Genomic DNA, 20,601 nt, shown 5'->3' with positions numbered 1-20,601 from the left:
GGATTAACGAAGTCGCTCATTATAGGGAGTTTTTCTAGATCAAGAGGAAGTGCTTTTCGCATCCATGGCTCTTGCCAGCAACAGGTAAAAAGCAGCCGCCAGGATCGAGGCTATTACCGGGCCTAAGAGCGCCACTAATAATTTATAACTTGATGATTGCCCTGCATAAAGTACGAGATAGACCACAGCAATTTCTAGAAGCAGCGTTACTACGAAAAGCCCCCAATATGGTCTTTGGCCATTTTTACGCCGTCTCACATTAATTGAGAGCGGCACAAACCAGATGGAACTATATATAAGCAGGAGAAGAATTAATTCGATCACGTTACGCTCCATGGTGCAGGTAGACAGCAAGGTATCAACTTTGATACCTATGACAAATCAAATCACTACTGAATTATCTTTATGCTTGTATGTACAAGCTTGACAGATACAGGCTTTATTTTTAGCTGAATCGACGACCTGCCTTAATAGGCTTTCAGGAAACATAACGTTCTTATCCATACACCAACAAGCTTCATTATTGCTGGACAAATTACCACAGTTATTAGGCTCATTACACAAAGGGCAGCTCTCAGAATATACGGGTTCTTTTTTATTCATAAAATTCCAAAACAATTACTGCGAATGAGTTTACGCGTGAATATAATGATATATCAGACATTTATTGGATGCTAACTTTGGTTAAGAGGCAGACCTACGATCATCCAAGTGAAAGCAACAAAGACTGTTAAACATTAGCTAGGTTCTTTGCCAGACTATTTTGACCAGGCTAGGAAGCATCCATGCGCTTAAGGATAAAATAATTATTGCTGGGACTATTGGCCCAGTAAATTTACAAATAAAGGTTAGCGCCCAACTAAAGACAGCGCCCCTACTGTGCAGCAAAAATTCGCTACAAGTTGCTGCCTGTGAAAGTTTATATGCTAACAGCAGTGCTCCAACGCATAGCCCAATTAGCAGCAGGCGTAAAAATATTGACTTCGTTTTTGCTTTAATGGGTTGCCAGTACTTTAGCGTTTTTTGTCTTTTACTTCCGTAGAAAATATACATAAGAAGATAGCCAGCAAGCATCACGCCGTTGAAAATTATTACAGGCTTTTGGCTTACTGATGAATTGCTAGCCAAAAACACAAGATTCACAAATGCAGTGAAGATAGATACTAATATAAACATGATCCAATGCATCAGATGTGAACCTACTGTTTGATTAAGGAGCCGGCTTTGCCCGTCCCGGCGAGTGCTGCGAACGGTTTGAGCCAGTTGTTAGAGGATGCTTACTCAATGCTGAATAATTTTTGCTTCAGAAAAATAACCTTGCTTATCGAAGTAGATATGCAAGTTGTCGTAATCAATTCCCAGGCCACTGCACATGCCAAGTGAGTATTGATACTCTTGTTTCGTAAAGTGCCCACTGGGTTTGCCAAGTAAAATTATCACATCACTTTCAGTCATCGCTTTTGATAACAAGTTGTTTTGTATGTCTTTAGCCATTCCTCCACGATAGCAAGTGGCATCGCTTGCATCAGTTATTGCTGCGTGCCATTTTGTTTTATCAAAGGAATCAGAACTGAAAACCCCAGAACTCATATACCAATAAGCAAATATAAGTAAAGATAAAAGCACTAGAAAAACGGTGCCTATAGAAATGAGTATCCATTTGATGATTTTTAATACGTACATTCGTGCTGTCTCTGATGCTTGGTTAAGGGCCGGGTTTTATCCCGTCCAAGTGAGCGAAGCGAACGGTTTGAAGCAGTTGTTAGGTTTTACGCAATTCACTGGTGAGAAAAGTACGTTACTAAAGAGCCAAAGGCGACAAATGCTTTCCAAAAAACCCAAGCAAAGTTTATTGAAATTATAAATTTAGCGAGAAGCTCCCAATATTTTTTAACGGTGTTTGTCGAGCAGCGCCAGACAGAAATTGAACAAAACAAGAAATACATAATATAGATCACTACAGTTGTAGTGGCGACCATTACTAAAATTTTTTCTGTCTGTAGATTTAAAATATAACTTGCTTGCAATAGTACATGGCTTGTTGAGAGGAGCTTTATTAGTACTACGAAAATAGCCGTGAAAGAAAGGCTACCTATAACATACAAAACCCAGAATGCCTTCCATAGCGGTTGGCTCCCACCAATGAAGCTCATTTTCTGTAGAGACGATGATGTTGTTGATACTTTCATGCTGCAAAACCTAATATTTGGTTAAGTGTCAGGCTTGAGCCCGCTCTAGTGAGCGAAGCGAACGGCTTGAAACAGTTGTCAGAGTTTCTTGCGGAAATGAGCTTCTATTTTTTTATGCATTATTACAAGCGCACCGATGCTTACCAAGATAAATACAATGTAAAAAACTGACATTCCTAAAAAATACAATGGCTGAGTTTCGTATAAAAACAACCAAGGAGTATTCATACTTCTGGCTTGAAAGCGAATAGAGCCTGATGCTATCTGTCCCCACATATGACAAGTAGCCCCCGCAAGAAATACTGCAGCTACTGCGAGTAGTATGTAACTTGCATAGTAACCTTTAGTTTTTTTTGGAATTTTAATCCTAGTTAACTTAACTACAAAAATTACTATGCAAAACGGTATTAGTAAGACTAAAGCCGAGATAGTAATGAATAGTACAGTGCTTTGCATAAGATCCCTAACACCCGAGTAATAGACACTAGCTTGTGTGCGTCCTAATTGACGCGTTTGTTATGTGCATTTTGCCAGTACTCCATTGACAGTGATACAAACTCACTAAATTGTTCTTTAGTCTCGAAACTACGAGCTGGCACTATATGGAATAAGTAGCCCGCTATCTGAAAAAGCAAATACGGACCTGTGACTTTCACTTTGGTTACACCAGCCCATTTGCTAACCCCCTCATTAGCAGAAGTTTTCTCATGGAGCCCTTCGTCTGTAAGTGTATATTCATGATGACCAAGGATTCCATTATTTCTAGATGACATAAGTAAAATAGAAATTATCGAGCAAATGACACCAAATAGCATACCGAAAACACCACCACCAACAGAGCCTATTGTGAAAGCTATCCAGTTGCTTTGGGTTTGGGGGATACCATTTTTCCAGCAGATATATCCAAATACAAATACAGTAATGACTAATATAGTTACGTAGGTAGACCTTAGTCTCGGCAAGATTGCCAAGTTAAAACGAACCAAATCTGCTTTACTGATGTCGGTAGTAACTCTCATAAATCTCCTTGCCATAATATTATATTAAGTACCAGATTTAAAATACGATTTATATGTTCTTCCACTGTACTTTAATAATGCGGAATTTTCGTTTGGAAAGGTTATAGATATTCTCGTTGGAGAGAGCAAATCTATGAAGTAAACGCTATATGTCACGCTACCAGCGTTATTATTTCCAGATTTCCATGTTATTTCAAAGTTAGCACCTTCTCCAATTTTACCAACTCTCTTTTTTACCGTTTCTCCACTCTTTAATTCTGGCAAAAGATAACTTCCTCTGCCGTAATTAATAGAAACGTCTTTTATGGTGGCTTGGCTATTATTCGTGATTTCTAAAATAACGCCGCTGTACATTATGGAAAATATCAGACCAAATATTGAAGTGACCAATAGTAATTTTATAATGCGTTTGAATATTTTCATCGGCTACTCGGAAAGCACCTAACGCCGCCAGCATGCGCGGCTTTGTAGTGAAGGCAAAGCCGCAACGGAAAAGGCTTCGCCGTGCCTGGCCTTGTTAGAAAATTGTGGCGCTACACTGTGATAATTCCGCTCAAGTACTGAGCCGCATTGCCAGATACCGCCTACGAAAATGCATATATTAAATATAAAATTGCACCTATTAAATAAATATCTATTTGGGTTTGCCTGTCTTGGTAATCACAGCCATAAGCTGCGCTCCACCACCAGCACCAATGGCCGAGTACGCGATGACAAAAAATAGTGCAATAGGCCACATAGATGCACCACCACCTTTATAAGGCTGTAGGAACTCAGTGAATAGAATCCATAAAGACAGTGCAGTAGTTGGTACTACAATAGAAACAGGCAAGCAACGGAATAAAAGTTGAATGATCGCTCCGCCGAAGAATGCAATCACCATTATTGTAGGTACACCCATTTATTTGTTCCTTTTAGCTAATGCCGCAAGCACTGATGCCACGCTTATTATGAACCCTCGCCACAGGATTCTCAGTGTTTCTTTGGGGTTCAATTCCTTGTTATTTACTTCACGCATAGTTTCATTTTTTTTTGAATTGTCTAACGCCTCGTTAAGAGGCAAAAAATTGTTGATTAAAATTAACGACGAAGGAGCAAAAACCAACTGTTTTTTGTCCTTTTAAACGACTTGTTATTTAGCCCTTACTTAAAGCCATATTTTTCTTTTCTTCGATTAAATGCGTCTTCACCACCTTCAAGAATTTTGGCCGCAAGATTCTGAATGTTTGGCTGGTCTATAGAACCTTGATTTTGAATGGGCAACGTTGCATTTTCATTCGTTGACTCCAAAACCCCAATCCATTCAGCGTCACCAAAAACAGGTATATTTGCATTATGTGTAGCAAAAATAAACTGTCTAGTTAGTTTGGCATCTCGCACTTGCGAAACAATTCTTTCAGCTATAAATGCGTTGTCGAGATTATCTTCCGGTTGATCTAATAGCAGAGGATCTTGATTATCAAGTAAGAGCATGTGCAATAAGGCTGTACACTGTTGACCTGTTGATAATGAATCAAGTTTTTTATATAAGGGCTCTTCAATACTCGAAACATTCAACTCAATACTAACCAAATCATCGATCTTAAACTCTTCAATTTCCATTATTTGTTTATTACTGATTTTTGACAATCTATTAGCGGTAGTAGAAGTCATCCCCCAATCTTTCCCTAATAACGCATCCTGTCCTTTCTTGATAGTCTCTGCTAATAGAGGTGCAGAGAACTCCTCTACTTCTTTCATCCAAGAAAGCCTTCCCTCAGCAACATCAGATAAACGATAACTTACGATAAGTTCTATTAATCCAAGTCTGTTTTTTTCTGCTGAATAATTTACCTTTATATTACCCTTTAATTTTCTATTTAACTTTTTTACGCCCCTTTCAAAGGCTGCCGCTCTGTTAGTTTTTTTCTCGGACAACTCAGCCAGTAGAGCATGTCTTTTAGCTACTTCTTTGTCCAGTTTACCTTGTTCAGTTACAAGTTCCGCACGCTTAGGTTTTAATCTCTCGATATTTTTAATTAGATCCCGATATTGTTCTCCAATTTGTTTTCCAGTTAAACCTTCAACAGGAGCCAACTTTCTAAACTCTTTAGTGATGGAGTCTTCTTGTTTATCTATGCTTTCTTGAAGTTCTTTATCAAGTAACTCTATCTTCTTCTGAGAATTTTCTGAATCCAATTCCATTTTTGCAATAGATTGATTGAGGCTATTTTTCAATTCAACTAGGGCTAATTTAGCATTTTCAAATATTATTTTATCTGGAAACTCCTTAATAGACTCTTCGGTAATAAAATTATCGCATGGGATAGATTCAGAGAACTCTTTTAGTGCCTCCTTTAACGTTTTTATCTTTTCTGAAACCGTTTTAAAAGTACTTCTTTCCGACTCAACGATTGGTAATAGCTTCAATTGCTGGTCTATTCCAAGCTCTTTATATCTACTTTCATCTTCCTCGTGAGTTTTCAATTCTTCAATATCAGCTTCCAAGCTAGAGACGCTAGATGTTAAATCAGAGATATTATTTCTTGTTACAACTAACGACTCTTTAATTGTTGAAATACCTGACTCTTGCTCAATTTTATCTGTATTTAGAAATCGCTCTACTACTTTTAGCTGCTCACTTGATTCTTTGGCGATATCATGGATTTCATTTTGACCAAAGATTTCAATATTGGGTAATAAATCTCTAGGAGAAAAAGTAGAAACAGACCCGCTTTCATCTTTTACTATTGGAGATTCACCATAGCGTCTTGATATTTTATATAATTTTCCATGTTTTACTGCTGATCTTACAGTCAATTCAGCGAACCCTGAACCAAGATTCTGTTTTATAACTTTAAGATGTTGTGCTTTTGTTTCTTTACTAATAGGTTCAATATTTAAAATATAGCGCATTGACTCTATTAAAGTCGATTTACCTGTTCCTCTACCGCCTATTAAAGCATTCAAATGCTCGGAATAGTTTATATTAACTCCATCAAGAAACCCACCAACAAACCTAACAGACTCTATTCTAGAGTAATATTTTTCTTTAATATCGGAGTTGAGGCGAACACGGGATTCAGAATCTGCAAACGCTAGTTTAAATGAGGAAAAGCATGGCTCTGTCATTTTCACCAAGCAAGTCGCATTTTCTTTCCTTAATGTTTCAGGGCCTTCTATATCTTTAGCATTTATAATCGCAATCTTTTTTTCACGCTTATAATCAGGGTTTTTATTTAGAAGGATCTGGTGATTTGCTTGATCACCTTGCTCTTTTAATGCTTCTAATGAAGTAGGGATTTGTGCTGCATGTAAATTCGGATTTTTCCAAATATTGTTTAATTTTTGCTTCAAAACCCCGTTGTCATCTGTGCAATGTGCGGCATACACAAAGCCACCTTTTTCGATAACTGTTGACAGAATAAAGTCAGCACTTTTAGTTGATGGCTTTGTACCGTTGGAAGTATCTATATCAAACTCATACAAATAATTATTTAAAGTTTGAAGACTTGTATCTTCTGGATACAAACAAACTAAATGTATTTTTTCACTAGATGCAATTTCAAATCCCGGAAATACGATGACTCCTTGCGCATTAAAGGTTGATTTAATTTTCATCACAGAATCAACATTGCCATGGTCGGCTATTCCCACAACCTTTATTGATTCCTCAAGGCAGACTTCTAATAATCTCTGGTTGTAGTTATCTTCTGAAATATCCTGACTTTGCCCTCGGTACTGTATATAACTTGAAGGGTTTACTTGTAATGCGCACTTCCAGAATTTAGCCCTAGTGTGTTCAACAGCCGTATTCATATATTTATATCCTTAAATTTAACACCAAAGCTAGCAGGGTTTAATAACGCCTCCAACACAGGCGAGCGTCAGCGAGTCCAACCAGCTTGCCGGCGTTTGTGATTGTCCTTGTTATGCAGTTACACAGGAGATATAGCGACATTATATTTACCGCCCATTTTGGGTGAGTTGCCCGACACAAACAATTTATTATCCACTTCTGAGAAGCTATATTTTTGATATTGTGTTGTGAAATCTAGGTGATAGTTTTCTGCAACTAAATCGCCTGACTCCTCCAAGCTTATTTGTCCATCTTGGTAGCCATTACGTATGATCCTGACAGCTGTTACTTCTGACGCGCTCCCAGCAGAACTATGATACTCGACAAAAGCTTCAAAATTTAAATTGCCAAATTGATCGGATTTTAAATTATGTGCTTCCATGAGGTCATGGACGGCATTAAATGACTCCATTATTTCTCCTTATGCATAACGCCCATGTTCTGACACCAAAGCATGTTGACGTGGCTTTTGCGTCGTTTGCAAAAGGCATGGCGAGATGATTTGGTTACCCAGGAACTGTTTGTTATGTTTATTCTTCACTCGTAAGCAATCTGGGTTCTTCATCGTCTTTCGGCGCACTTTTGATATCAAGTCCCAGCAGAAGTCTGAACTTATCCTCATCGAGCTTATGAGGTTTCTCACCTAGCCAGTACCGATAAGAAATTTTCTGTTTGAATTGAATTTGCGCAATATCCTTTTCCAGCTCCAGAATTTTTGGTAGACATTCAAGCCTTATCTTTGCAGAAATAACCCTTAGCACCACGCCAGCTATAAGGAGTGCAAATCCAAGAACTGACAGCATGATGGAGAAGCTAATGGACTTATCTAAAACAACCAGCCCTACACTAGCTATTACCGCCAGTCCACCTGCTCCGACACAGAAAGATGAATAATCCTTTTCAAAGTTGTTCTGGATGGATTGCATCAACTTATCAGCCTTCTTGCCATAATTTTCAAGGATCTCGGACTGCTCACGCATTAAATGCGTAAAGGCCTTATCCTTTTTAGATTCTTCAGTGTCATCCGACATGACAGTTAACTCCAATTGTTAAACTGAGAAACATAACGCCGCCAACACGCGTGGCTTTATAGTGGAGGCGCAGCCGCAACGAAAAAGCTGTCGCGGTGCTTGGTTTTGTTAGAGCTCAATTCTGCCCCGCCAACACCTTTCGGGCGCTATGATAGGGCCAATTCAAGCTCGAGAAAAACAACGCTAGCACGAGAAGAAAAATGGCCATAATGCTAAGACCAAAGAAATGTAGTTGGTTTTCTGTCCTTGCAACAGCCGCGACAATAAGCACAAAAATCGCATATGCCCCAATACTCCAACTAATAGCAGTAACTAACCATCGCATCGGGTGTTCCCACCACTTAATATTAACCTTAACCTTCGTTCCATCTAAATAAATAGACGAATATGCGCGACGAAGGTCGTGCCAGCCGATTTCGGCTTGATTTTTGTTATAAAACTTAAGTAAAGCAGAACGCATCTCCTTTCCCGCACGGATCCCATAATATTTAACAAATAGTTCCTGCTCGATATGCTCTTGAAGTAAATTATCTGCATCCTTACTCAACTTCCCACTTTCCAGTAATGCTTGAGCCTGCGAAAGGTCCTTCGTCTTTTTTTCTGAAAAATGGGTAAAAACTTTAAATGGCTCTTTCTTGAGAATGTAAAAAACCCCAAGCATCAAAAACCCGTACCAGAGATCACCCGCACTGAGATTCTCAATAAATTGGTACAAAAGCTTATCCATCGTCCTATCTCTACCTTCTGTAATGCTCTAACGCGGAGCGAAGCGGCGGCCCGACAGGGACGTCCGCCTTACGCGAATTGTTATGATGGCCATTGGACACCGTGCCGGCCAAACTCATTTTTTATTTTTCGGTGTACCGGAAGCTCACTCATGTTCCACGGCTTCACAGATTCAATATGCAGCTGTTTTCGTGGCAACGAATTTAGCACCTGACACAAAAGGATGGTGATGTTGCCCGAATTCTGCTGAATCCAGCTTATGCTTTCTTTGTATCGATCAACCAGTTTATGGATGCTTCCGATATCATCCTGCGCTCCGACTTCCCATCCATTCTCACTTACATGTGAAAGCCAATGCAGTGAGGGCTCCGCAGGGTGAACTACCTGACAAAGCTCTGAGTACAGTGCTTTTACGGGATATTGTGAATGATCTAACGCGCTTACATATTTCGCAGCTGTTTCAGCCCTGTGAGTGGGTGGCGCGTCCTCTTCTTTTCCAACCTTCCGAGCATGGTGGAAATGTATCAGGCAGTTCTCTAACTCAGTACTAATGAAGAAAGAACCATCTAGTTTTCCGTCTAATGCTTTGAGTATATTACCGGCAGAAGAAGCGATTGTAATAGGAACTGCTTCTAGAGAATGTTTTGTATCAGCTGCAGATTCAAGTAGCCCCCGCAAGGCTGCGCAAAATGCCAAGTAGTTTGGCTGCGTAGTCGAATGAACGACACATGCATCAAACCAGCGAAGGTGGCGAATTGAATTAGCGACGGCCGCCCAATGCGCTCGATATAGGATCTCTTCCCAATAGACCTGATTCATTTTGCTGGGTAGCAAGGTTTCAAACTGTTCAATCTCCATGAACGAGTATGCTGTTCCAGATGCCTCACCAACGACATCCCTGAGTACCCTGGGATAAACGTCGCCGGCCCTACCAAACAGGTGGGGTGTCACAGTCATAACTTAGCCCTCATAACATTATATTAGCAAGCATGCGCGTTTCGCCGCTAGGCCTACTTGATTTATCTAAAAGTAAGCCATTGTTTACATTAGTCTTTTAGCTCACCAGCCACTCAAATAACGGCCGTAAAACAGGCATGCACAAAAACACTCCTTGCCCATGCCTACTATTACGCCGAGGCGGGCTATAACTTAATGTTTTCAAAGGGCTTTGTATATTTTTTTGTGCAAAAGCGTGCATGCTGCAACGGGTAAACGAGCATGCTGGTTATTATTTTAATCAATTCTATGTCGCTCAAGCATGGCGCTGTTGACCAAGGCTGATCTGGGCTTGTTTAAATAAAGCGATATTGTTGGATTATATTCGCGCTGGATCAGCGCAAGTGCTTTGCAAGCTACAAGTTTTCTTTTTATGATGCTTTAAACATGAGCTAGTTTGAGTTGGTATCGCTATCAGGCTGGCTTTCGATGTTGTACCCAATTTTAACCACGTGCCAGTGCACTTCACCGCTTGGGGTGTGTACAGTTATTTCATCATCGACTGTTTTGCCTAAGCAGGCTTTGGCCATTGGTGATTTGAGGGAGATGTAATCGTTATTGCCGAAAATCTCTTCATCACCAACGATACGAAACCGAACAATTTTTCCGTCATCATTCTCAAGCTCGCACCACGCGCCAAAGTAGACTTTGCCTTCTTGTACAGGGCTGTACTCAACCATTTCTGCAACTTCAAACAATTTGGTTAAGTGTCTGATTCTTCGGTCGATCTCTCGCAGCTTGCGTTTGTTGTATTGGTAATCTGCGTTTTCTGAGCGATCGCCGAGGCTGGCAGCCCAAGAGACTATTTCGGTGATTTCTGGTCGGTGTTTACGAACCAGATACTCCAGTTCGTCTTTAAGTTTGGCGTAGCCTTCGGCGGTTAATAGTTTTCTAGTCATGATCAATGCTCAAATATTTTCTGACATTTCTTAACAGGCAAAAACTACTAAGCCGCTTATCCTTACAACAGGTCAGCGGCTTAGTTGCACAGCTTCGGTTTACTTAGTTCTTTTGATCAATCCGTAAAGGGTGTTTAACGCCCTCTTCTGTGGCATCAATCAAAATCGACTCGCTCGACCACTGTGCTTGCATCGCATCGCCACTGCTGGAAACGCTGGCTTGCAGTTTTACCCGGCCAATGCTGGACAGTTTTAACTGTGGCAGCAAGGAGTCTTCATCCGTCAGCGCAATGCTGGCTGGCAGATCAGCCACGGTGAGGCGTTTAGCTGCGAGCGGCATGGGCGGGCCACTTTCAGCGCGGGCAAAAACAAATACAGTATCAGTGGCCGCTGCCTGCTTGAGCACTTCATCGCTAATGGTGACATCAACCAGCAGTTTGTAATCACTGACTGTCGCCGGTGCAGGCTCAGCAGTCGCTGTATCCTGGCTGGCATTGGCCTCAGCGCTGGCCTGTGGCGTTTCAGCTAAACTGCTACGCGCACGTTCAATACCGGTCTGAATCGCTTGATAGGATGGGTCTTGTGGGTCAAGTGATTTAGACAACTGTGTCCAGGCATCAATCGCATCTTGGAAACGCTTATCTTCAAAGGCGGCAATACCCAGCAAACCTAAGCTGGTTGCTTCATTGGGGTCTTGACTTAATGCTTCGTCAAGCAAACTTTGCAGTTCAGCCGTCCATTTATTGCCATTGGCAAAGTACAACGCCTGTGCCCACTGCCCGAGTAAATCAGGCTGACGGCCAACCAACTCAATGGTTTTCTCGTAAGCATGTGCAGCTTCTTTAGGACGCTGCTCAGACATATAAGTACGGCCTAAGAAGTACCACGCATCAACTGATTCTGGCTGCAAACGCACAGTGTCTTCTAGACGCTTGATCATTTCTTCAACGGTTTTTGGCTGCTCGGCAAGACTCAGGGTTAATTCAACTTTTTCGCTGGCACCCCAATGCAAATACAAGCCTAAACCGGCAATGGGCACTAACAGGGCGGCAATTAAAGGCAATGCATTACCGAGGTTTACACTCTGCTTAGGACGGCCAACATCAGTGTCGTCAAGCAACTCGCGGTCGGCTTCAAGACGCCCTTCTTTGAGTTGATCTGCCGACAGCGCACCATTGGCGTGCTGTGCTTCGAGTTCGGCAATGTGCTCTTCATACAAAGCAATATTGAGTGCTGTGCGATCTTCTTCAGCTTGATCTTTACGACCGCGCAGTACCGGCCAGAGTAATAACATCAACGCTGCAAACAATAGTAGCGCGGCGTAAATCCAAAACTGTGTCATAACGATGGGGTATCCTACTTATCTTGCTTAAGAATGTCTGACAAGCGAGCTTTTTCATCGCTAGACAGCTGCTGCTCATTTTGTTCTGTTCGTGTTGAGCGACGACGACGGATAACAATCATCGCAACCATCGCAAAACCAAAGGTTAAGAACGCAGCAGGGCCATACCAGAGAATCAGCGTTTTTTTGTTAACGGGTGGTTTGTAACGTACAAAGTCACCGTAGCGGTCAACCAGAAATTCAACAATCTGCTCGTTGCTTTGACCTTCTTCGAGTTTCTTAAAGATCTCATCACGCATGTCCATGGCAATCGGCGCATCAGAATCGGCAATGTTTTGATTCTGACATTTTGGACAACGCAGCTCTTCCACTAGCGTACGGTAACGATCGCGCTCCGCTTGAGTGGAGAACTCATAGGTATCAATTGATGCCTGCGCCGTGCCGAAGCATGCCAGGGTTAAACCGAGGGCATAAATAAAGCGCTTCATTCGTCAACTAACTCCTGATAAATCGGCGCTAACTTTTCACGCCATACTCGCTTATCCACGACACCAACAAACTTGTGGCGAATAATGCCTTTCTTATCAATCAGAAAGGTTTCCGGCGCGCCATAGACACCGAGATTTAAACCAAGAGTGCCTTTCGGATCACTGATGTTGAGCTGGTAAGGGTTTAAAAAATCCTTGAGCCAGCGCTGCGCATCAGCGTTGTTGTCTTTGTAGTTGACGCCGTGAATCACCACGCCCTGTTTGGCTAAGTCATTGAGTACTGGGTGCTCAACTTTGCAGGAGACACACCAAGTTGCCCAAACGTTGACTAAGGCCGCGCGGCCTAATAAGTCCTCGCGGGTAATCACTGCATCAGCATCATCAACTGAGTTGGTAGAAAACTCTGGAAAAGGCTTACCGATTAACGCTGAAGGTAATTCGCTTGGATCATTGTTGATACCAAACAGCGCCATCGCGGCAAATAATGCCACCCCTAGCAGTACGCCAAATACGGCGATTAAACGTCCTCTAGACATGTGCGCTCTGCCCTTTTTCAGTCAGGTTAAGCGTGTCTTTCACTTTCTTGGTGACCTTCACGCGGTAACGGCGATCCATTGCGGAAAGGAATCCGCCCAGACCTGTCAATAACGCACCCAGCCAAATCCAGCGCACAAACGGCTTGATGTGTACACGTATCGCCCACGCACCATTTTCCAGCGGCTCGCCCATCGCGACATATAAGTCGCGAGTGAAGCCGGCATCAATACCTGCTTCGGTCATTGGCATTTGCTGCACGACATAGAGGCGTTTTTCTGGGTGCAGCAGCGCAATTTCACGCTTGCCTTCAAAGACGCGGACACTGCCTTTATCAGAAATAAAGTTAGGACCTTCGTAATGCTCAGCACCTTCAAAGACGAAACGGTAACCGGCCATTTCTAGAGAATCACCAGGTGCCATCTTCAAGTCGCGCTCATCACTGTATTGGCTGGATAACACCACACCAACAGCCATCAACACCATACCGAGGTGGCCCAACTGCATGCCCCAATAGCTGCGAGTCAATGAACGCATGCCTTTGAAGAGGCCTTTGTGTCGGGTTTTATCGAGGATATCGCGCGCACCAGCGAGCAACACCCAAGCACAGATAAAGAACAAGCCAAGCACGGCGATATTGAAATCACGGTACAACAGACTGCCCGCAACGCTTAAGACCGCGCTGAGTAGCAATACTGGGCCAAGCATTTTAATCAGCCACTGACCTGGCGTGTTCTTCCAGCGTGTGGTCACGCCGATACCCATGGTCAGCATTAAGATCGCCATTAAAGGAACAAACAGCGCATTAAAGTACGGAGGGCCGACCGACAGCTTAGCGCCGGTTAAGGAGTCAAGAATCAGCGGATACAGCGTACCCAACAGCACCATCGCGGTAGCCACGACTAAAATGATGTTATTGATCAGCAGTAGCGTTTCTTTTGACCAGAAACCAAAACCTACTTTACTTTTCACTACCGGCGCGCGCATCACAAACAAGGTTAAGGATGCACCTACAACCACCAGCAAGAACACCAAGATAAATACACCGCGCTCAGGGTCAGCAGCAAAGGCGTGTACTGAGGTCAGTACGCCGGAACGTACTAAGAAAGTACCAAGCAAGCTCAATGAGAAGGCTGCAATCGCCAACAACACGGTCCAGTTCTTAAAGACACCACGCTTTTCCGTCACTGCCAATGAGTGAATCAGTGCCGTACCGACGAGCCAAGGCATAAAGGACGCGTTTTCTACTGGATCCCAGAACCACCAGCCGCCCCAACCGAGTTCGTAGTAGGCCCACCAAGAGCCAAGGCCAATACCTATGCCTAAAAACGCCCAAGCCACTAATGTCCACGGACGTGACCAGCGCGCCCAAGCTGCATCCAGCTTACCGCCGAGTAATGCAGCAATAGCAAAGGCAAAAGCAACTGAGAAGCCGACATAGCCCATGTACAACATTGGCGGGTGTACGACCAAGCCAAAGTCTTGTAGCAGAGGGTTAAGGTCGCGACCATCAAGCGGCATTTGTGGCAATAAACGCTCAAACGGATTGGAGGTCACGATCAAGAACAATAAGAAGCCAACACTGACCATGCCCATTACCGACAGGACTCGCGCCAGCATTTCTTCTGGTAGTTGACGTGAGAAAATCGCCACGGCAAAGGTCCAGCCCGACAAAATCAGCGCCCATAACAGCAAGGAGCCTTCATGCGCCCCCCACACTGCGCTGAACTTGTAAAACCAAGGCAGCGCACTGTTGGAGTTAGATGCGGTGTAAGCCACCGAGAAATCATCGGCCATAAATGACCAAGTCAAACAACCAAACGCAAACGCCAGAAACAAGAACTGTCCCCAAGCGGCTGGCTGGCCGAGGCTCATCCATTTATGATCGCCGCGCCATGCGCCAACCAAAGGAAAAAATGACTGCACCACAGCAAAACACAAAGCAAGAATCATTGCTAAGTGTCCCAACTCCGGCACAAACAACGCCGCATTACTCATTTTCTTGCTTCCTTTTGGCCATCTTCATAATGTTTCAGCATGCCGGTTTTTTCTAAGGCGCTGCTGACTTCAGGCGGCATGTAGTTTTCATCATGCTTGGCCAGTACTTCATCAGCGATCAATACGCCGTTCTCATTTAAACGACCTAAAGCAACAATGCCCTGCCCCTCGCGGAACAAGTCAGGCAGGATGCCGCGGTATTGAATACCGGTGTCGGCATCACCGTCAGTCACGACAAAATCAACCGTCAACGAATCTTCACTACGGGTCAGCGAGCCTTCTTTCACTAGGCCACCAGCACGAATACGCGCGCCTTGTGGTGCCTCGCCGTTAGCAATCTGGGTTGGGGTGTAAAATAAATTGATGTTTTGTTGTAAGGCTGTCAGGCCTAGGCCAACGGTTGCTGCCACTCCTAACAAAATGGCAACGATAATAATTAGACGTTTTTTACGAACCGGATTCACTGTTGAGCCTCCCGACGCAAACGACGCGCCTCATTTTTCAAATAACGTTGACGGGCTAAGATGGGTAGAGCCACATTCAATAATAAGATTACAAAACTGATGCCGTACGACGACCACACGTATACGCCGTGATTACCCATCGCTAAAAACTCAGAAAACGAATCAAAACTCATGCGCTTCTCCCAATCTGCCGTGCCACTTCAGCTTGCGCCCAACGTGTGCGCGACTCACGGCGCAACACTTCAATACGCATACGCATCAATAGCACTGCGGCGAAAAAACAATAAAAACCAATCGTCATGATCAACAGCGGCAACCACATTTCCATCGGCATCGCAGGCTTTTCCGTAATGGTAAAAGTCGCGGGCTGGTGCAACGTATTCCACCAGTCTACCGAGTACTTGATGATGGGAATATTAACAACACCGACAATCGCTAAAATAGCGCAGGCTTTTGCTGCGCTGTCACGATTGGTGATGGCATGCCCTAAAGCAATAATTCCGAAATATAAAAACAATAAAATCAGCATCGCAGTCAGACGTGCATCCCACACCCACCACGCGCCCCAAGTTGGCTTACCCCAAACGGCACCCGTCAGCAGCGCAATAACCGTCATCCAGGCACCAATCGGCGCAGCTTGCTGAACTGCAACATCGGCAATTTTCATTTTCCAGACTAAGCCGACGATGCCGGCAATTGCCAGCGAGATATACGTCGATTGCGCTAAAAAAGCGGCAGGAACATGGATATAAATAATCCGAAAACTATTGCCCTGCTGATAATCAGGTGGGGCAAAGGCCAAGCCCATCACCGCGCCAACCAGAATCAACAAAGCTGCACTGATGCTCAACCACGGCAACCAGCGTCCGCTGATTTCGTAAAACCACTTTGGCGAGCCCAGTTTGTGAAACCACGTCCAATTCATCGAGATACTCACAGTTATTCAATTCAATTATGTCTTGCATGACAACCTTAGTGCTGATCTGCCAAGGTTTTTATCATGCCGCATTCAATTTGTTACACACTTTATTCCGCCACACTGATGCGCAAACCCGCAGCAATCGCAAACGGTGCTAGCGTCAGAGTCAACATGGTCAAACTGGCCATCCATAACAGGTAACCGGTGGTTGGCAGTCCTTGCAAAGCCGCTTGAATCACCCCGCTGCCTAAAATCAGCACGGGAATGTATAACGGTAAAATCAACAATGCCAATAATATTCCGCCGCGCTTTAAACCTACGGTCAAGGCCGCACCGACTGCGCCAAGCAAACTCAATACCGGTGTACCTAATAACAGTGACAATAATAAAGTCGGTATGTGCTGCGTTGGCAGGCCTAACATCAAGGCCAACAAGGGTGACAACATCACCAATGCCAAACCACAATACAGCCAATGCGCCAGCACCTTAGCAAGAACCATCACCACTAACGGATGCGGCGAAACGACCCATTGCTCAAGCGAGCCATCCTCAAAATCACTGCGAAATAATCCGTCCAATGATAACAAGACCGCGAGCAAGGCTGCCACCCAGAGCAAACCTGGGGAAATGGTTTGCAATAATTGCGATTCTGGGCCAACTGCCAATGGAAACAAGGCAATCACGATGGAAAAAAATACCAATGGATTCACCAACTCAGCCGGTCGTCGAAACATCAAACGTGTTTCCCGTACAAGCAACAGGGTAAAGACATTACTCATAAAGCAGTCTGTCCTAAATCAAGTTCGCGAAATGTTGCTGGACGGTCTTGCAAGTGATGGTGAGTAGTAAAGATCACCATGCCACCCTGCTCACAGTGCTGCGCTAAATGGCGCTCCAACTGTGTCACAGCTTGTTTATCTAAAGCGGTAAAGGGCTCATCAAGAATCCACAAAGCCGGAGCGTCTAAATAAAGTCGGGCTAAAGCAACGCGGCGTTGCTGGCCGGCAGACAAGGTGTGACAAGGTACATCTTCAAAGCCTTTCAGGCCGACATCCGCCAGCGCTTGCCAAATTTGTTCGCGACTGGCGCCATGATGTAAGGCCGCGAGCCAACTTAAGTTTTCTTCTGCCGTCAGCAACCCTTTAATGCCCGCTGCATGCCCAAGCCACAACAAGTTGCGCGCCAGCTCACCGCGTTGCTGCTGAATACTCTCGCCTTTAATTAACACATCGCCAGCACTCGGATGCATCAATCCAGACAGCAAGCGCAGCAAACTGGTTTTACCACTGCCATTGGGGCCACTGACTTGCAGCATGTCACCCGGCTGCACGCGAACATTTAAGCGCTCAAACAATAGGCGCCAGTCACGCTCGCAGGCTAAATCAACCGTTTCAAGATAAGCTTCTGTCACAAACACGTCGCCTTCAGCAAAAGTTTCCAGTCAATTTCAGCAGAGCAGTTATACTGCCAAGCAGACGTTTTAAAGAGTCGCGTCTAAAGAGTCGCGATTATACACAGCTGCACGAGCAGCGCGGCAGGCATTTACAATAGGTTGCAAACGAAATGGCCAATGAAATCTCTTCAACCCGCCCTTCTGCGAGCATTCCAAACGCGCAACGCCCCGTAGCGCCAGCTAACGCCAATAGTTTACAACTACTGCAAGCATTACCTGCACAACTAAAGGTCGGTGACTCTACACAAGCTCAAGTTCTTGCCTTACGTGAAGCTCAGCAAGCTTTCCAAGTGCTATTGAAACTGTCGTTACCTAATGGTCAGTACCGTACGATAGAGGCTCAGACCACACAACCGATTGCGGTAGGTAACAACCTGACCGTTACAGCATTATCCGCTCAACAACTTACATTTAATCTGCTCGCCAATGATAAAGCCATCATTGCCAATCGAATTGATACCGCTTTACTTGCACCTGGCACGTTATTACAAGGCAAAGTGACCCAAGTCGAGGTTAATCCGCAAGGTGGCTTTAAAATTATTATTAGCGTGTCCAATAGCGCTTTGGCAGGGCAACAATTACAACTTGATAGCGCCAAATCATTACCACTGAACAGCATATTGAATGCCCGTATTGATCATGCCCAGCAAATAACTTTCCAACCTTTAAGTGTTCGTTTAGAGCCTTTAGCTGTCAATCAAGAACTGCAAACACAATTCAGCCAACAAGGCTCTTTACAGCAACTGTTCCAAGGTTTAAATACGATATCGTTAAGCAATCTTTCTCCGGAAACGCAAAAAATCATTCAACAACTACTGTCCAGTATGCCCGAACTGAGCCAGCTATCTGATCCTAAAAAGCTCGCGCAAGCCTTGCTTAATAGCGGCGCACAAATGGAAAATCGCTTAGCGAATGGCGCTTTAGACAGTACACAACAAGATATCAAAGCGAATCTGTTGCGCTTAATTGGGCAATTACTCCCACTGTTGCCTAGCAGCAGTCAAAGCCTTACTGCCTCGCAAAGCGCTTTGTTAGCGCAAGCACTCCCCAGCCTCATGCGCGAACAACTATTAGGTGGCAGTAAGTTGCAGATGCGTGAACAAGCCATGCGTTTTCCTTTACCAAGCGGCTTGCTACAGCTCTTAGACAATCCAGATGATCTAGGTGCGATGCTACGTTTAGCCGCTGCAGCAGTCTCTCGTCTGCAAACGCACCAGCTTTCTAGCTTAGGACAAACACAAACACTGAGTGATGGTAGCCAAGTGACGGTATGGCAGCTGGAAGTTCCTGCTCGTGACCTGCAACACATGGTACCCATCCAATTAAAATTTCAGCATGAGGAGTCTGCCAAACAGCAAGCCGATCAAGCTGTCTCTTCAGTCTGGAAAATTGACTTGAGCTTCGATCTTGAACCGCTCGGTCCTCTGCATATTCAAGCCAGCTTGCAAGATGGCTGTATTTCCAGTCAACTCTGGGCACAAAAAATTGCGACTGCAGAGTTTATTGATCATGAACTCAAACATTTACGCGATCGACTATTGGCCATAGGCCTGACCGTTAAAGACTTAACTTGCCATCAAGGCACACCACCACAAGGTGCGAAAACCGCCTTACAACAGCGTTGGATTGACGATTTAGCATGAGTAAAAACAATCAGCGGCAAGCCATAGCCCTTAAGTACGATGGCAGTAATGCTCCTAACTTAACCGCCAAAGGCAATGACGAGTTAGCCGAGGAGATTATAAAAATTGCCCGTGAGCATGAAGTGCCTATTTATGAAAACGCCGATCTTGTGCGCTTATTGGCACGCCTTGAACTTGGCGATGCCATACCCGAAGCACTCTATCAAACCGTTGCCGAAATCATTGCTTTTGCTTGGTATTTAAAAGGTAAAGCACCAGCTGGCTTTTACACCAAAACACACTCAGGCGAACAAACCCTACTGCTCACCCAGCAACCCGCAGACGACAAAGATGAGTAATGTGCAGTTTATCAACTGAAAATACCAGCAAACGGCTGGTGCAAACGCGCTGAATAATACATCCCAATAAAGCATAACAAAGCAATCAAGTAAGCAAGCCAGCGCAACTGCAAACTGTACTTAACACGAAAAGCCAGCGCACCGAACCCTACATACAACACCAACAAAAATAGCTTTGCCTGTAACCAGGCCATCGACAGTGGCGCAAAACTAAAAATAATCATAAGTAATAAAGCAGCGATTAAAAGACCCGTATCAACGACATAGCTGACTCGATTGATGCTGCGCTGCAATGGTGCACCACTGCCTACTATCAGCACCCACAACCCACGTACGGCAAATAAGCTACCGCTCAATAAAGCCAAACCAATGTGAATATTTTTAATGATTTGGTAATTCTCAACCAGCATAGTGCCCCCTAAGCTTGCACCCGATAGCCTTAAACGTCTAACTGCTCACTAACACAGAATTCGACAGCTAACCTTGCTCAATACTTTAAAGATTATTGGTGAGTTTGCTCTTGATTAGAAACAGGTATCTCAGGACACATCCAAAACGGGAGTTTATTTGCACACTGGGACCAAGCTGTAACTGCACCAAGATGTTCACATTTTCTTATAATGACTGACCTTAGCGACTCATCACGATATGTTCGATACAACGAAAAATGCCGCGACAGGCTTTGAACTTCTGATGAGTTCGTGACTGTCACGGCATTGTTAGG

25 protein-coding genes are annotated in these 20,601 nt (G+C 44.1%); 2 read left to right on the top strand and 23 right to left on the bottom strand.

Going from position 1 to position 20,601, the window contains the following annotated elements; all coding sequences use genetic code 11:
- Positions 1–39 precede the first annotated feature (39 nt).
- The 22 genes from H591_RS0108360 to ccmA form a co-directional block, all read right to left on the bottom strand.
- Positions 40–324, bottom strand: coding sequence for a hypothetical protein (locus H591_RS0108360; RefSeq protein WP_022966502.1), 285 nt, complete (start codon positions 322–324; stop codon positions 40–42).
- Between the two features lie 57 nt (positions 325–381).
- Positions 382–603, bottom strand: coding sequence for a cysteine-rich CWC family protein (locus tag H591_RS16295; RefSeq protein WP_084702601.1), 222 nt, complete (start codon positions 601–603; stop codon positions 382–384).
- A gap of 138 nt (positions 604–741) precedes the next feature.
- On the bottom strand, positions 742–1,176 hold the full coding sequence (locus H591_RS0108355) for a hypothetical protein (RefSeq protein ID WP_022966501.1): 435 nt from the start codon (positions 1,174–1,176) through the stop codon (positions 742–744).
- Between the two features lie 105 nt (positions 1,177–1,281).
- Complete coding sequence (locus H591_RS15990) at positions 1,282–1,683, bottom strand: hypothetical protein (RefSeq protein ID WP_156853169.1); 402 nt, start codon at positions 1,681–1,683, stop codon at positions 1,282–1,284.
- 1,006 nt (positions 1,684–2,689) lie between these two features.
- Positions 2,690–3,208 (bottom strand): YcxB family protein, encoded by a 519-nt coding sequence (locus H591_RS0108335; protein ID WP_022966497.1) that lies wholly within the window; start codon positions 3,206–3,208, stop codon positions 2,690–2,692.
- A gap of 24 nt (positions 3,209–3,232) precedes the next feature.
- Entirely contained in the window at positions 3,233–3,631 is a 399-nt protein-coding gene (locus H591_RS0108330) for a hypothetical protein (RefSeq protein WP_022966496.1), read from the bottom strand.
- A 211-nt stretch (positions 3,632–3,842) separates the two neighbouring features.
- On the bottom strand, positions 3,843–4,109 hold the full coding sequence (locus H591_RS0108325) for a hypothetical protein (RefSeq protein ID WP_156853165.1): 267 nt from the start codon (positions 4,107–4,109) through the stop codon (positions 3,843–3,845).
- A 242-nt stretch (positions 4,110–4,351) separates the two neighbouring features.
- A complete protein-coding gene (locus H591_RS0108320) occupies positions 4,352–7,006 on the bottom strand; it encodes a TrlF family AAA-like ATPase (protein ID WP_022966494.1) in 2,655 nt (884 codons plus the stop codon).
- A 119-nt stretch (positions 7,007–7,125) separates the two neighbouring features.
- Entirely contained in the window at positions 7,126–7,458 is a 333-nt protein-coding gene (locus H591_RS0108315) for a hypothetical protein (protein ID WP_022966493.1), read from the bottom strand.
- 118 nt (positions 7,459–7,576) lie between these two features.
- On the bottom strand, positions 7,577–8,077 hold the full coding sequence (locus tag H591_RS0108310) for a hypothetical protein (protein WP_022966492.1): 501 nt from the start codon (positions 8,075–8,077) through the stop codon (positions 7,577–7,579).
- A gap of 115 nt (positions 8,078–8,192) precedes the next feature.
- The gene (locus tag H591_RS0108305; protein ID WP_022966491.1) at positions 8,193–8,804 is read right to left on the bottom strand and encodes a hypothetical protein; all 612 of its coding nucleotides are present in this window, start codon (positions 8,802–8,804) and stop codon (positions 8,193–8,195) included.
- Positions 8,805–8,884: 80 nt separating this feature from the next.
- A complete protein-coding gene (locus tag H591_RS0108300) occupies positions 8,885–9,661 on the bottom strand; it encodes a hypothetical protein (RefSeq protein ID WP_156853163.1) in 777 nt (258 codons plus the stop codon).
- Between the two features lie 530 nt (positions 9,662–10,191).
- Positions 10,192–10,698 (bottom strand): transcription elongation factor GreB, encoded by a 507-nt coding sequence (gene greB / locus H591_RS15070; RefSeq protein WP_022966489.1) that lies wholly within the window; start codon positions 10,696–10,698, stop codon positions 10,192–10,194.
- A 103-nt stretch (positions 10,699–10,801) separates the two neighbouring features.
- Positions 10,802–12,040: a c-type cytochrome biogenesis protein CcmI gene (gene ccmI, locus H591_RS0108290; RefSeq protein WP_022966488.1), complete on the bottom strand. Its 1,239-nt coding sequence runs from the start codon at positions 12,038–12,040 to the stop codon at positions 10,802–10,804.
- A 14-nt stretch (positions 12,041–12,054) separates the two neighbouring features.
- Positions 12,055–12,528 carry a cytochrome c-type biogenesis protein gene (locus H591_RS0108285; protein ID WP_022966487.1) on the bottom strand — a complete coding sequence of 158 codons (474 nt, stop codon included), beginning with the start codon at positions 12,526–12,528 and terminating at the stop codon, positions 12,055–12,057.
- Positions 12,525–13,064: a DsbE family thiol:disulfide interchange protein gene (locus H591_RS0108280; RefSeq protein ID WP_022966486.1), complete on the bottom strand. Its 540-nt coding sequence runs from the start codon at positions 13,062–13,064 to the stop codon at positions 12,525–12,527. The genes H591_RS0108285 and H591_RS0108280 overlap by 4 nt, the downstream gene beginning before the upstream one ends.
- On the bottom strand, positions 13,057–15,060 hold the full coding sequence (locus H591_RS0108275; protein WP_022966485.1) for a heme lyase CcmF/NrfE family subunit: 2,004 nt from the start codon (positions 15,058–15,060) through the stop codon (positions 13,057–13,059). Before H591_RS0108275 ends, H591_RS0108280 begins: the two co-directional genes overlap by 8 nt.
- Positions 15,057–15,524 carry a cytochrome c maturation protein CcmE gene (gene ccmE, locus H591_RS0108270; protein ID WP_022966484.1) on the bottom strand — a complete coding sequence of 156 codons (468 nt, stop codon included), beginning with the start codon at positions 15,522–15,524 and terminating at the stop codon, positions 15,057–15,059. Before ccmE ends, H591_RS0108275 begins: the two co-directional genes overlap by 4 nt.
- Positions 15,521–15,697, bottom strand: a complete 177-nt coding sequence (ccmD, locus tag H591_RS0108265) for a heme exporter protein CcmD (RefSeq protein WP_022966483.1) — start codon at positions 15,695–15,697, stop codon at positions 15,521–15,523. Before ccmD ends, ccmE begins: the two co-directional genes overlap by 4 nt.
- Positions 15,694–16,449, bottom strand: coding sequence for a heme ABC transporter permease (locus H591_RS0108260; protein WP_022966482.1), 756 nt, complete (start codon positions 16,447–16,449; stop codon positions 15,694–15,696). Before H591_RS0108260 ends, ccmD begins: the two co-directional genes overlap by 4 nt.
- 101 nt (positions 16,450–16,550) lie before the next feature.
- Positions 16,551–17,222 carry a heme exporter protein CcmB gene (gene ccmB / locus H591_RS0108255; protein ID WP_022966481.1) on the bottom strand — a complete coding sequence of 224 codons (672 nt, stop codon included), beginning with the start codon at positions 17,220–17,222 and terminating at the stop codon, positions 16,551–16,553.
- Positions 17,219–17,854 (bottom strand): cytochrome c biogenesis heme-transporting ATPase CcmA, encoded by a 636-nt coding sequence (gene ccmA, locus H591_RS0108250; RefSeq protein ID WP_022966480.1) that lies wholly within the window; start codon positions 17,852–17,854, stop codon positions 17,219–17,221. The genes ccmB and ccmA overlap by 4 nt, the downstream gene beginning before the upstream one ends.
- Positions 17,855–18,006: 152 nt before the next feature.
- Here ccmA and fliK point away from each other — a divergent pair, with 152 nt between their 5' ends.
- Together fliK and H591_RS0108240 are read left to right on the top strand one after the other, a co-directional pair.
- Positions 18,007–19,539, top strand: coding sequence for a flagellar hook-length control protein FliK (gene fliK, locus H591_RS0108245; protein WP_022966479.1), 1,533 nt, complete (start codon positions 18,007–18,009; stop codon positions 19,537–19,539).
- Positions 19,536–19,877 (top strand): EscU/YscU/HrcU family type III secretion system export apparatus switch protein, encoded by a 342-nt coding sequence (locus H591_RS0108240; protein WP_022966478.1) that lies wholly within the window; start codon positions 19,536–19,538, stop codon positions 19,875–19,877. Before fliK ends, H591_RS0108240 begins: the two co-directional genes overlap by 4 nt.
- A gap of 11 nt (positions 19,878–19,888) precedes the next feature.
- Here the strand turns inward: H591_RS0108240 and H591_RS0108235 are convergent, their stop codons facing one another.
- Positions 19,889–20,287, bottom strand: a complete 399-nt coding sequence (locus tag H591_RS0108235; RefSeq protein WP_022966477.1) for a SirB2 family protein — start codon at positions 20,285–20,287, stop codon at positions 19,889–19,891.
- Between the last annotated feature and the right edge of the window lie 314 nt (positions 20,288–20,601).

The organism is Denitrificimonas caeni DSM 24390 (genome assembly GCF_000421765.1).
In the GTDB taxonomy this organism is placed as follows: domain Bacteria; phylum Pseudomonadota; class Gammaproteobacteria; order Pseudomonadales; family Pseudomonadaceae; genus Denitrificimonas; species Denitrificimonas caeni.
Note: the sequence above shows the minus strand (reverse complement) of the source record. Positions and strands in the feature narration are given on the sequence as shown.

Coding starts and splice junctions, on each gene's coding strand:
- H591_RS16295 (WP_084702601.1), bottom strand. CDS start 603: ATGAATAAAAAAGAACCCGTATATTCTGAGAGCTGCCCTTTGTGTAAT.
- H591_RS0108355 (WP_022966501.1), bottom strand. CDS start 1,176: ATGTTTATATTAGTATCTATCTTCACTGCATTTGTGAATCTTGTGTTT.
- H591_RS15990 (WP_156853169.1), bottom strand. CDS start 1,683: ATGTACGTATTAAAAATCATCAAATGGATACTCATTTCTATAGGCACC.
- H591_RS0108335 (WP_022966497.1), bottom strand. CDS start 3,208: ATGAGAGTTACTACCGACATCAGTAAAGCAGATTTGGTTCGTTTTAAC.
- H591_RS0108330 (WP_022966496.1), bottom strand. CDS start 3,631: ATGAAAATATTCAAACGCATTATAAAATTACTATTGGTCACTTCAATA.
- H591_RS0108325 (WP_156853165.1), bottom strand. CDS start 4,109: ATGGGTGTACCTACAATAATGGTGATTGCATTCTTCGGCGGAGCGATC.
- H591_RS0108320 (WP_022966494.1), bottom strand. CDS start 7,006: ATGAATACGGCTGTTGAACACACTAGGGCTAAATTCTGGAAGTGCGCA.
- H591_RS0108315 (WP_022966493.1), bottom strand. CDS start 7,458: ATGGAGTCATTTAATGCCGTCCATGACCTCATGGAAGCACATAATTTA.
- H591_RS0108310 (WP_022966492.1), bottom strand. CDS start 8,077: ATGTCGGATGACACTGAAGAATCTAAAAAGGATAAGGCCTTTACGCAT.
- H591_RS0108305 (WP_022966491.1), bottom strand. CDS start 8,804: ATGGATAAGCTTTTGTACCAATTTATTGAGAATCTCAGTGCGGGTGAT.
- H591_RS0108300 (WP_156853163.1), bottom strand. CDS start 9,661: ATGGAGATTGAACAGTTTGAAACCTTGCTACCCAGCAAAATGAATCAG.
- greB (WP_022966489.1), bottom strand. CDS start 10,698: ATGACTAGAAAACTATTAACCGCCGAAGGCTACGCCAAACTTAAAGAC.
- ccmI (WP_022966488.1), bottom strand. CDS start 12,040: ATGACACAGTTTTGGATTTACGCCGCGCTACTATTGTTTGCAGCGTTG.
- H591_RS0108285 (WP_022966487.1), bottom strand. CDS start 12,528: ATGAAGCGCTTTATTTATGCCCTCGGTTTAACCCTGGCATGCTTCGGC.
- H591_RS0108280 (WP_022966486.1), bottom strand. CDS start 13,064: ATGTCTAGAGGACGTTTAATCGCCGTATTTGGCGTACTGCTAGGGGTG.
- H591_RS0108275 (WP_022966485.1), bottom strand. CDS start 15,060: ATGAGTAATGCGGCGTTGTTTGTGCCGGAGTTGGGACACTTAGCAATG.
- ccmD (WP_022966483.1), bottom strand. CDS start 15,697: ATGAGTTTTGATTCGTTTTCTGAGTTTTTAGCGATGGGTAATCACGGC.
- H591_RS0108260 (WP_022966482.1), bottom strand. CDS start 16,449: ATGAATTGGACGTGGTTTCACAAACTGGGCTCGCCAAAGTGGTTTTAC.
- ccmB (WP_022966481.1), bottom strand. CDS start 17,222: ATGAGTAATGTCTTTACCCTGTTGCTTGTACGGGAAACACGTTTGATG.
- fliK (WP_022966479.1), top strand. CDS start 18,007: ATGGCCAATGAAATCTCTTCAACCCGCCCTTCTGCGAGCATTCCAAAC.
- H591_RS0108240 (WP_022966478.1), top strand. CDS start 19,536: ATGAGTAAAAACAATCAGCGGCAAGCCATAGCCCTTAAGTACGATGGC.
- H591_RS0108235 (WP_022966477.1), bottom strand. CDS start 20,287: ATGCTGGTTGAGAATTACCAAATCATTAAAAATATTCACATTGGTTTG.